The sequence below is a fragment of the Pararhizobium antarcticum genome (genome assembly GCF_001885585.1).
In the GTDB taxonomy this organism is placed as follows: Bacteria; Pseudomonadota; Alphaproteobacteria; order Rhizobiales; family Rhizobiaceae; genus Pararhizobium; species Pararhizobium antarcticum.
In genome coordinates this window covers 1-10,372 of sequence record NZ_LSRP01000143.1, presented here as the reverse complement: position 1 = coordinate 10,372, position 10,372 = coordinate 1, and the positions used below count along the sequence as shown (strand labels likewise).

Sequence of the window (10,372 nt, the reverse complement as noted above, 5' to 3'; positions counted from 1 at the left end):
GTTTCACTTCGTACGCACACTTACCCTGACAGACGCGACATTGATGGCCGCATATGCGGTGACGAACACCAGCCCAGCGGCATTCACCTATCTGTGGAGCCAGCATTGCCTGCTCGCAACAACGCCGCAAGACCGCATTGCACTGTCCGGATGCTGCACGATGACGGCGGGTGATTTGCCGTATATCTGGCCGGCCTATCGGGAACGCGACCTCCGCGTGATCGGTCCGGCTTCCGATGGGTTTGCGCTGAAATCCTATGCTCTTTCGTCCGCCGGGGGTTCGGCGGAGATCGTCAATCCGCGCGGCGGAATCCAATTTTCTTGGGACGGCGTTCCGGCTTTCGGGCTTTGGCTTTCCTACGGCGGATGGCCTGCGGTTGACCCGGTCCACCAGGTGGCGCTGGAGCCTACGACCGCATCCGCCGATCACCTTTGCGCTGCTGAGGCGATCGGTCAGGCCAAGACACTTCGGCCGCAGGCCACTCACCGCTGGTCCGTCCGCATGACGCTGACCAGCCCCAACCGGAGGACACTCGTGTGAGCCACGACCACATTCTGTTTCGGTTCGAAGACGGCATCGCTTACATAACGCTCAACCGGCCAGCCAAGCACAACGCCATCACAGCCGCGATGGGAGGCGAGATCGCCAGACTGTCGCGCCAGATCGATACCGATGCAAGTATCAAGGTTCTGGTCATCGAGGGTGCCGGCGGCCGTGCGTTTTCAGCAGGGTCTGACGTCAACGCGCTCGATGATCTTGGCACGCCTTGGGATGGCCGCAACCGGGCCGATTACGATCGCGATTACATCGCGCCTCTCCTCGGTTTGCGCAAACCTGCGATCGCCGCGATCAATGGATATTGTCTTGGTGGTGGCCTTGAAGTTGCCATGTGCTGCGACATCCGCATCGCAACCCCCAACTCGACGTTCGGAGCGCCGGAAGTGCAGCGTGGATGGCATGCCGGCTCCGGCAATACATCCATCCTGCCGAGGCTGATAGGCTACGGAAACGCGGCTCTCTGGATTTTGACGGGTGACCGTTTTCCGGCGGACGAGGCCTATCGCGTCGGATTGGTCCAGCGGATTGTTGCTCCTGATGCGCTAATGTCCGAGGTGCGGGCGATTGCGGCGCGACTAGCACGCAATCCTCCCATCGCTGTCCAGTCTGCCAAGCAGATTATCAAGCAGAGCCAAGGCACCTCGATCGCCCAAGGCCTTGCTTGGGAAAACGACGGATACACGCTGTGCATGATGACCGAGGACGCGCGCGAAGGGATGGCAGCCTTCAGCGAAAAACGCGATCCGGTGTTTCGCGGGCGCTAGGTTTCAATTGTATCGAAGGACGGTTTAAATGACTGAGAACACCACGCAGCATGGCCCTTTGACTGGACTCCGCGTTCTGGACCTGACGATTGCCATGGCCGGTCCGCTTTGTACACAGCGTCTGGCGGAAATGGGTGCCGACGTGATCAAGATCGAGGCGCCGGGCGGCGGAGACTTTGCCCGCCACGCGCCCATGGCCGGTGTGACCCGCTTTGGGGATGCGACATGTTTCGTCACATTAAACCGCAATAAGCGCAGCCTTGTGCTGGATCTGAAGTCTGAGGACGGCCGCGATATTCTGAACAGGATGGTTCTGGGTGCCGATGTTCTCGTCCAGAACTATCGCCCGCACGTGGCGAAAAAATTGGGTATCGATTACGCAACGCTGTCAGCGCTTAATCCGCGTCTCGTCTATGGTTCGATCACCGGCTATGGCGACGAAGGGCCGATGAAGGATCGTCCAGGACAGGACCTGTTGCTGCAGTGTTTTACGGGCCTGACCTTCAACGGCGGAACACTGGATGGCCTGCCGGCTGCATCGCCGCTTTACATGGTCGATGTCACCGCTTCGCATATGGTTTGCGAAGGCGTGCTCGCGGGCCTGGTGGCACGGGGCGTTTCCGGCCGGGGCCAGGAGGTCAAGGTTTCCATGATGGGCGCCATTATGGAGATGCAGTGCCAGGAGGTGACGAGCTTTCTGGCCGCCGATGCTCCGCCCGCGCGTGGAACGCAGCCCCAGGTCTCTATTTACCAGGAACCGCCCTATGGGCTCTATAAATGCGCCGAGGGATATTTTGCCATCGCGCAGGCCGACCTTGATGTGCTGGCACGAGCGCTCGACTTGCCGGCTTTGTCGACATTGAAGGCGAGCCGCCCAAGCCAGGGCGATGTCGCGGCGCTGACCACATGGCGTGATGAGATCGTGGCGACAGTGGCTGCAAAGCTCATTCACGCAACAGCGACAGAGTGGGATTCGCTGCTGGCCCCTCTGGGAATCTGGTGCATGGTGGCCAATGACTATGCTGCTTTCCTTGCTCATCCGCAGGCGCGCGAAATGCTTATTGAACTCGAGCATCCAAAAGGTGGAACCTACACAACTGTTGCGCCCGGCATCCGCTTTCCGGCCGTGAGCCCTAAAAAGATGACATCCGCGCCCGCCTACGGTGCTCATAGCCGTCAGATCCTGCGCATGGAGGGGTTCACTGACGCGCAAATCGACCAGCTGGTCTTGCGCGGCACAATTGTCGCCCTGGACGCATGAGATGAAGATCACGGCGCTTAAAACCTTTCTGGTCGCTCCCCGCTGGCTGTTCCTCAAAGTGGAAACGGACGAGGGAGTTTCCGGCTGGGGTGAACCAGTCCTGGAAGGGCATGCCGAAACGCTGGCTGCCAAACTCGCCGAGATTGCCGATTTCGTCATCGGCCTGGATCCACGGCGCGTCGAGGACATCTGGCAGATGCTCTATCGGAACGGCTGCTATCGTGGTGGCCCCGTGCTGATGAGCGCTATAGCTGGGCTCGATACCGCCCTTTGGGACATCAAGGGCAGGGCGCTTGGCGTGCCGATTTACGAGTTACTCGGTGGGCCGGTGCGGGAGCGAATCCGCAGTTACTGCTGGATCGGTGGCGATCGACCGGGCGGATTGATCGAAGGCGCACATGCCATGCGTGACCGCGGTTTTGATGCGGTCAAGTTCAACATCTGCGAGGAATTGCAGATAGTCGATACCTATGCTGCGGTTGATACGATCCTGAAACGCCTGTTCGATCTGCGCGCATCCGTTGGCTCGACCATGGACCTCGCATTCGATTTCCACGGGCGTGTTCACCTCCCGATGGCACGTATCCTTTTAAAGGAAATGGAGCCCCTTAGGCCGCTTTTTGTCGAGGACGCGGTAGTGTCGGCTATGGTCGAGTCAATGGCTGATCTGGCGCGTGCAACCAGCATACCGTTGTGCATCGGAGAACGTCTTCACTCTCGTTATGATTTCAAACCGGTCTTCGAGCGGCGGGCGGCACAGGTCATCAATCCCGATCCTGCTCATGTCGGCGGAATTTCCGAGACGATCCGTATCGGTCATTGGGCGGAGGCCTACGATGTGGCGCTGGCCCCGCATTGTCCACTGGGGCCAATCGCACTTGCAGCCTGCTTGCAGGTGGATGCGGTGTGCCACAACGCCTTTATCCAGGAGCAAAGCCTCGGCATTCACTATAACCAACAAGGCGATCTGGCTGACTATACGCTTCCGGGTGGTGGGTTTGTTTTGTCAGGTGGTTGCTTGCAGATACCCACGGGTCCGGGTCTTGGTATAGAAATCGATGAGGCTCGGGTTGCAGAGGCCGCTCGAACTGGCCACCGGTGGCGGGCTCCGGTCTGGCGGCACAAGGACGGCTCGGTCGCTGAGTGGTAACCTGCCATGAAGCCACGCTCCTTGTATTGGAACTTGCCTTAACTCTGCAATTGGGCAAGAAATGATGGAACCAACACCATGACAAAGGACCGCCAAGACCGAATCCGCGACGTTCTTTCCGAACTTCGGGCAGATTGGGCGGTGCTGAGCACGTCGGATGCGGTTTGCTATGCCACCGGTAAGGTCATCCCGATCGAGACCGGACCATCTCCGTTTACCGGCGGACCCGCACTCGCCTTCGTTGGGCGACAAGGCGCAGTAGGACTTGTCTGCTCGAATGTGGAGGCGGCGGACCTGTCAGGCTCACTCGAGGCCGAAGTCTATGCCGGTTTCGCTGGCGATATCGTCGACCAGATCGTTAATTACCGCGCCGCTGTGCAGCGTATGATGCGGCGTTTGAATGTCGGTGGAGTTATAGCTGTTCAAATGGGCTCTCACCCCGCCAGCCTTAACGAGCTGATGCCGATTTTCATTCCGATGGACCATGCGCTGGATCGTGCGCGTGCCGTTAAAACGTCCTCTGAAATTCTTGCGTTGCGCATAGCCGCATCCGTTGCCAGTGCGGGGCAGATCGCTGCGCGCAGCTTGTCGTGCGTAGACGTGTCGGAAATTGAGGTATTGAACGGGATCCGTGCCGTAATGGAGCAAAAAGCTGGCGAGCGATGCGCGCTTGCCGGAGAGTATCTCGCCGGTGTCGATCACACCGCTGCGCTGGGAACTAGCCCGGGAGTACGTCGGATTTTGGAGGGTGACCCGGTGATCTGCGATCTCGCGCCGCGTGTTGCAGGCTATTGGGGGGATAGTTGCAACAGCTTTACTGTGGGCGCACCGTCTGACGCTTGGCGCAAAATGTATGATAGTGCCCGAGACACCCTTATGCTAGCGATTTCGACGCTGCGGCCGGGACTCACGATCCAGGCGTTTGACGCCGCGCTTCGAACAAACATGCAAAGAGACGGGTTTTCATACCCGCATCATTCCGGCCACGGCATCGGTACCTCCGTTCATGAATGGCCGCGCATTGTGCCGCAGGAGGGGGCTTTGATCGAGGAGAATATGGTTCTGATGGTGGAGCCGGGTGCGTATTTACCGGGAATTGGGGGAGTGCGTTGCGAGCATATGCTCCGCGTGACGGCAACCGGCGCAGACGTGATGACCGAGTTCAAGTTTGATTGATTGTTGCGACCAGTTCGCGGTATCAACCGGAATGGAGTGATCATTGCCGGACGCATTCATCGGTCCTTCATCGGTCCAACCAAACCCGCCAATATACCGACATGCCATCCGGCGTGCTCATCGAGCGCGAACCGGTTGAGTGGAGCTAGTCGTTGTCGAACAGCAAGCTGACTTGCTGATGGCGCAGCAGGATGTCCGTGATGACTACTTCATTTTCGGAATCGCATCCGCCACCGTCTTTCCGGCAAGAAACGTCCCTTTTCCGGGGACACTGGAGGGAGCGCGCTCTTCTTTCAAACGCGTGGCGTTCGCCTTTATCGCCCGGCCTTCTGCCCAAGACACGCTGGAGGCTGCAAGTCAGCGGTGGCTCAATGTCGCCGACCAGATCGGGCCGAGTACCGAAACGTTCCCAGCTCTGTCTGGAAGGCGCGGCAACTACCAAACCCACACCATGGCCTGGGACATAATCACGCTTTGGCACTCCCATTCAGTTGTTACATCCGTTCAATCGGATGGAAAAAGCACCTGTTGAAGGGACTGCAGAGGGTGCCCGGCTGCAATTGACAGCACCGTACGGGCCAAGGCAATTCCGGAGCCACGTATGTCCTCATTGATGGCGATGATCTCGGGACGTATCCACTCTGTAAAACGTGCCGGTTCTTTGGCTACCATGTCAAAGTCCGCTTGAATTGTAGCACCCGCCTGCTCAAGCCCGGCAAGAAGCGCGACGCTGGCCGAGGCGCTGCCGGCGACAATCCCGTCGGCCCTGTGTGTGGAGAGAAAATGTTTCCTTCCTCGATTAAAAACCTCCTGCAGCGGCGTGTCGAGATCGATGTCGCCGAGTGGCATTTCCATGCAATCGAAGTCGCGTATTCCTCTGCGAAATCCGTCCGACATATGTCTGTGAAACATCAGGTGGGGAGGCGGGGCCAGAAGGGCCAAGTTGCGCCGCCCAAGCGCTGCTAGCCGCCGCACGCTTTCGTAGGCAAACGCCTCATTGTCGAAGTCGATATAGGGATGTTTGATCTTCATATCTGTTCGACCATAGGTCACAAAGGGAAAATCGCGATCGGTCAGGACTTTGACGCGCAGATCATAGGGCTGCGTTCTCGTAAGGATGATGCCATCGGCCATGCCGTTGTTGATAACGTCCATCACCGGCTTCAGCGGATCCCCAGCGGGCGTCTCGGGTATGACGACGAGGTTGTATTCTGAAGCCTCGAGCACTTCCGCTACACCACTCAACAATGGACTAACGATGCCAAGAATTTCATCCTCGATATTCAGGACGAGCGCCACGACGCGTGTCTTCCCGGTCCGCAGCCGCAATCCGGCTCGATTTGGCCGATAACCGACCTGCCGAGCAGCGAGCCGCACCCGCTCTTTTGTGGATGCGCTGATATCTGCGGCGTCGTTCAGAGCGCGAGACACTGTTGCGGCAGCAAGCCCGGTGACCTGGGCGATGGTTTTCAAAGTTGGTTTCTCATTCGGTTGCTTCACGAAAAAACCTCAGTTTACGAAATCGATTACGTAGGTAGGGTAAACAGATTTTCGAGTGTTCGCAAATCCCCAAAAAACAGCAAAAATAGGTTGTTATTCGCGAATTTTTCCATATTCATCTGAATCTAAATCGATTACGCTCATTCGTGGGAAAGGCCTGAAATGAATTCCTGGAGGGACGAGACCCAAGGTTCTGGAGATCAGTTAAAAACGATCGATCCAACGCTGTTTCCGGAGGGCCGGCTCAGCCTTGGCTGCAATTATTGGGCTTCGCATGCGGGCACGGCAATGTGGCGGAACTGGCAGCCCGAAGGCGTAAGAGATGACTTGGAGACCCTGGCGCGTCATGGTGTGAAGTGGTTGAGAGTGTTTCCGCTCTGGCCTGACTTTCAGCCAATCATGCTTCTCAGAGGACAATTCGGCAAACCGCAAGAGTTTCGGCATGGAGAAATCCCGCTGGCAGACGATCCGCTTGGTCGCTCAGGCCTATCGGCAGTAATGCTCGAAAGGTTTCAGGTCTTTTGCAAAATCGCGGAGCAGTGCGGACTAAAGCTGGTCGTCGGGCTGATCACAGGCTGGATGAGCGGCCGCCTTTTCGTTCCGCAAGCCCTTGAGGGCTTCAATCCCATCAGCGATCCAAGGAGTATCGCTTGGCAGGTCCGTTTCGTTAAGGAATTCGTCAATTTTATGAAAGGCGAAACCGCGATCGTCGCTTGGGACCTTGGAAACGAATGCAATTGCATGGGAGAGGCTGCTTCATCAGAGGATACCTACGTCTGGACGGCGACGATTGCGAATGCCATCAGGGTTTCTGATCCGCATCGTCCGCTTATCTCTGGCATGCACTCCCTATCGACACGGCTGAGGGGCCATGACAACAAATGGCTTATCGAGGATCAGGCCGAACTGACGGATATCCTGACTACGCATCCGTATCCCTACTGGGTTCGCCACGCGGATCTTGGCCATGTAAACGACTTCCGCACCACTTTTCATGCCACTGCCGAGTCCTGTCTATACCGCGATATCGGGGGCAAGCCCTGCATCGCCGAAGAAATCGGCACGATGGGGCCAATGATCTCACGTGATGACACTACAGCCCAGTTCGCGCGGCTGAGTATGTGGTCATTATGGGCAAACGATTGCAGGGCTTTTTCATGGTGGTGCGCCCATGATCAGACGGAGCTTGTTGAGGCACCCTATGACTGGAACGGCATCGAAGTCGAGTTGGGACTGCTTCGATCGGACAAGAGCCCCAAGCCCGTCCTGGAAGAGTTTCAGAGGTTTCATGACGTAATGTCGCGCATTCCCAACGGAACTCTGCCACCACCGCATGCCGAAGCCTGCTGTATCCTGACACATGATCAGGATGACTGGGCAGCAGCCTATGGGGCTTTCATTCTGGCGAAACAAGCCAAGCTCGAGATCAGATTTTCTACGATCGAGGCGGCGATCCCCAAAGCGCAACTCTACCTGCTACCTTCACTGACAGGGCCGAGCTGCGTTCCCAAGCGCAAGTGGCTCGAATTGTTGGACGAGGTTCGTGAGGGAGCAACTCTGTATGTCTCGTTCGGGAATGGCATCGTGCCACATTTCAGCGAGGCGTTCGGCGCCGAGATCGTCAGTCGGGCGCGCGCTACGCGAAGCATGACGATGATACTGAAGGGCGACACGCAGGCCCCGCTCGCAATGCTCGGGGCAGAGGACATCCGGCTCGAGCTGACATCCGGGGAGGGGCTCGGATGGTGTGAAGACACCCGCGCTCCGATATTCTGGCGTAACCAATTCGGTCTGGGGACGATTTATGGATTAGCATTTCCTTTAGAGGTCGAACTTTCTCGTAATGCCGGTTCTCTGCGGGACCCTCAGGTCGAGACCTACTGGAAACTCTACGCATCGATCGCTGCTGCGATCCAGACAAACCGTCTGGTTTATGTGGATGATCCTGCTATCGCTGTCACCGAGCACCCATGTGACGCGAAGACACGGCTGGTTGTACTGATCAACCACGGAAGAACGGATCGGGTCGTCACAGCCCCGAAGCGAGAAGGCTGGCGTTTCGAGTCAGTTTACGGCGAGATAGTTGGAAACGGTGAGCGCGTTGAGATTAAGATTCCGGCCATGGATGCGGCGATCATGCAGGCGAGAGTGACCGAGTAGGCAACCATGCGTCAGCAGTCGATCCATTGAGGCTCTCGAGTAGAACGTCAGCTGAAAACTGATGAGCTTACCGCTTTCGATCGCGCGCGCAGTTGCGCGACAATGAATGGAGATATGGGTAGTCAGCAGTCGGTCCGTGGTTCCCATCGAACCAATCTATGCTGCGGGCTCGTGTGCATTCTGGCTGTCACGTCGCATCGTTAAATGCGGTCCTACAGTCGCCTTACACATAACTCTGACTACGTAAGGCCGCAAAATTAAAAAAATTCATAAAAACCTGAACTGATCATTGGCGACCGCATGATCAAAAAAAACGGCGTATTGATGCACGTTCAATCACTGCACAAGGCATTTTGTTTACTGAGTAAGGTGGGGTGCTGCCCTTGGGCCTTTTTTCGAGTTGGCGTATCGCCCAGCCCCCCATCGCCCGGTGAGGTAAATCCACTGTTGTCAGTTGAGGCCTCAAGTGACGCGTAAGCTCATCATCATCGTAGCCGACTACGGAAATATCGTCTGGAATATTCAGGCCGGCATCTCGAATCGCGTCGAAACAACCCATCGCCATCTTGTCGTTCTGGCAGAAAATTGCCGTTGGGCGCGGGTTGAGGGAAAGCAGTTTCTGTGTCGCCTCATAGCCGGAGGTGACGGTCCAGTTGCCCTCGACAACCAACTGGTGGTCATAGGTCAAACCAGCCTGCGTCAAGGCTCTCTTGTATCCGGCAAGCCGGTCCTGCGAGGCCTCCATAAAAGTCTCGCCGGATATCGTGGCAATCCGCCTGTGTCCCTGTTCAATCAACGCCGCTGTCGCAGTGCGGCCGCCAGTTACTTCGTCCGGGACGACAGATGGGAAGCGGTTGTCACTCGTGTAGCAATTGAGAAGAACGACGGGCACGGGCAGATTGTCGAAGCACGGGTCCGGCGCAACACGTCGGGTAAAAATTGACATATATACGATGCCTCGGACGTCGGCGCGAAGCATGCGATCGACGGCTCTTCTTTCAGGCTCGGCGCGCCCTTGGCTTTGGGCAACGAGAATGGTTACGTCATCCTCCCAGGATTCCTGCCGCGCACCCTCGATTGCGTTGACGGCTTCCGGTGTCGTCGCCAATTGGTCGACGATGAAGCCGATACAGCCGCCGCGCAACTCTTGAAGCGCTGCCCGCCTGATCGGGCTTGCCGCACCATAGCCCAGCGAACGCGCAGCATTCACCACGCGGGCCCGCAATTCCGCAGAGATTTTAATGTCGGCGGTGTTGTTGAGTACGACCGAAACTGTGGCTTGCGAGCAGCCGGCGATTTTCGCTACATCCATCATCGTCACCCGCTTTGAAATCTTTTTCCCGCTCATACATTCGCATCCATCTTTCCATCGATTGATAGGGTTCTTAACCGGACTAGAGATTATTATCCATTGACTAATAAATATTAGCTGCGATACGATGAGCTTTCCAAGGAGGTGACCCATGAACACGCATATCAAACCTGAATACGACGTTTCCGATCAGTTAAAGACGCTTGCGGCGGACGGGATTATTGGGCTAAAGGGTGCCTTTACGCCGGAATGGGCCGACGCAATGCGCGAAGATATGATGACCGCGTTCTGGTCCGCAATCCAGCGACCGGGTGGCGCTGTTGGCCGTGGTCCACGGCGCTGGTATGTCGAAGTTCATCCGCAGGATTTTGGTGGTTTTGTCGATCTGGTCACGCATCCATGGCTAGTCGAGATCTGCACCAACGTTTTGGGTCCAGATTACCAGATCGTTGAAATCGGTCTTGACGTCCCGTTCCAGGGCGCCAGGTAC

The 10,372-nt window shown here is 57.0% G+C and carries 10 protein-coding genes; 8 read left to right on the top strand and 2 right to left on the bottom strand.

Annotated elements, in window-relative coordinates:
• From AX760_RS24835 to AX760_RS26940, 6 genes are all read left to right on the top strand, one after another.
• Positions 1-541 (top strand): aldose epimerase family protein (locus AX760_RS24835; RefSeq protein ID WP_210187390.1); only part of this gene is annotated, 541 nt, incomplete at its 5' end.
• Positions 538-1,323 carry an enoyl-CoA hydratase/isomerase family protein gene (locus AX760_RS24830; protein WP_071835703.1) on the top strand — a complete coding sequence of 262 codons (786 nt, stop codon included), beginning with the start codon at positions 538-540 and terminating at the stop codon, positions 1,321-1,323. The genes AX760_RS24835 and AX760_RS24830, both read left to right, overlap by 4 nt.
• A 28-nt stretch (positions 1,324-1,351) precedes the next feature.
• Positions 1,352-2,584, top strand: a complete 1,233-nt coding sequence (locus AX760_RS24825; protein WP_071835702.1) for a CaiB/BaiF CoA transferase family protein — start codon at positions 1,352-1,354, stop codon at positions 2,582-2,584.
• 1 nt (position 2,585) lies between these two features.
• Positions 2,586-3,734 (top strand): galactonate dehydratase, encoded by a 1,149-nt coding sequence (dgoD, locus tag AX760_RS24820; protein WP_071835701.1) that lies wholly within the window; start codon positions 2,586-2,588, stop codon positions 3,732-3,734.
• A gap of 78 nt (positions 3,735-3,812) precedes the next feature.
• Complete coding sequence (locus tag AX760_RS24815) at positions 3,813-4,910, top strand: M24 family metallopeptidase (RefSeq protein ID WP_071835700.1); 1,098 nt, start codon at positions 3,813-3,815, stop codon at positions 4,908-4,910.
• A gap of 178 nt (positions 4,911-5,088) precedes the next feature.
• On the top strand, positions 5,089-5,442 hold the full coding sequence (locus tag AX760_RS26940; protein ID WP_175552132.1) for a hypothetical protein: 354 nt from the start codon (positions 5,089-5,091) through the stop codon (positions 5,440-5,442).
• On the opposite strand, the gene AX760_RS24810 is transcribed toward AX760_RS26940, so the two are convergent.
• Positions 5,415-6,383 carry a LacI family transcriptional regulator gene (locus AX760_RS24810; protein WP_245295100.1) on the bottom strand — a complete coding sequence of 323 codons (969 nt, stop codon included), beginning with the start codon at positions 6,381-6,383 and terminating at the stop codon, positions 5,415-5,417. The genes AX760_RS26940 and AX760_RS24810 overlap by 28 nt on opposite strands.
• Positions 6,384-6,572: 189 nt before the next feature.
• Here AX760_RS24810 and AX760_RS24805 point away from each other — a divergent pair, with 189 nt between their 5' ends.
• Positions 6,573-8,570, top strand: coding sequence for a glycoside hydrolase 5 family protein (locus AX760_RS24805; RefSeq protein ID WP_071835698.1), 1,998 nt, complete (start codon positions 6,573-6,575; stop codon positions 8,568-8,570).
• A gap of 304 nt (positions 8,571-8,874) precedes the next feature.
• Here the strand turns inward: AX760_RS24805 and AX760_RS24800 are convergent, their stop codons facing one another.
• Positions 8,875-9,918, bottom strand: a complete 1,044-nt coding sequence (locus tag AX760_RS24800; RefSeq protein WP_071835697.1) for a LacI family DNA-binding transcriptional regulator — start codon at positions 9,916-9,918, stop codon at positions 8,875-8,877.
• Positions 9,919-10,033: 115 nt separating this feature from the next.
• On the opposite strand from AX760_RS24800, the gene AX760_RS24795 reads away from it, so the two are divergent.
• A partial coding sequence (locus AX760_RS24795) for a phytanoyl-CoA dioxygenase family protein (RefSeq protein ID WP_483428569.1) occupies positions 10,034-10,372 on the top strand: 339 nt, incomplete at its 3' end.

Coding starts and splice junctions, on each gene's coding strand:
- AX760_RS24825 (WP_071835702.1), top strand. CDS start 1,352: ATGACTGAGAACACCACGCAGCATGGCCCTTTGACTGGACTCCGCGTT.
- dgoD (WP_071835701.1), top strand. CDS start 2,586: ATGAAGATCACGGCGCTTAAAACCTTTCTGGTCGCTCCCCGCTGGCTG.
- AX760_RS24815 (WP_071835700.1), top strand. CDS start 3,813: ATGACAAAGGACCGCCAAGACCGAATCCGCGACGTTCTTTCCGAACTT.
- AX760_RS26940 (WP_175552132.1), top strand. CDS start 5,089: ATGGCGCAGCAGGATGTCCGTGATGACTACTTCATTTTCGGAATCGCA.
- AX760_RS24805 (WP_071835698.1), top strand. CDS start 6,573: ATGAATTCCTGGAGGGACGAGACCCAAGGTTCTGGAGATCAGTTAAAA.
- AX760_RS24800 (WP_071835697.1), bottom strand. CDS start 9,918: ATGAGCGGGAAAAAGATTTCAAAGCGGGTGACGATGATGGATGTAGCG.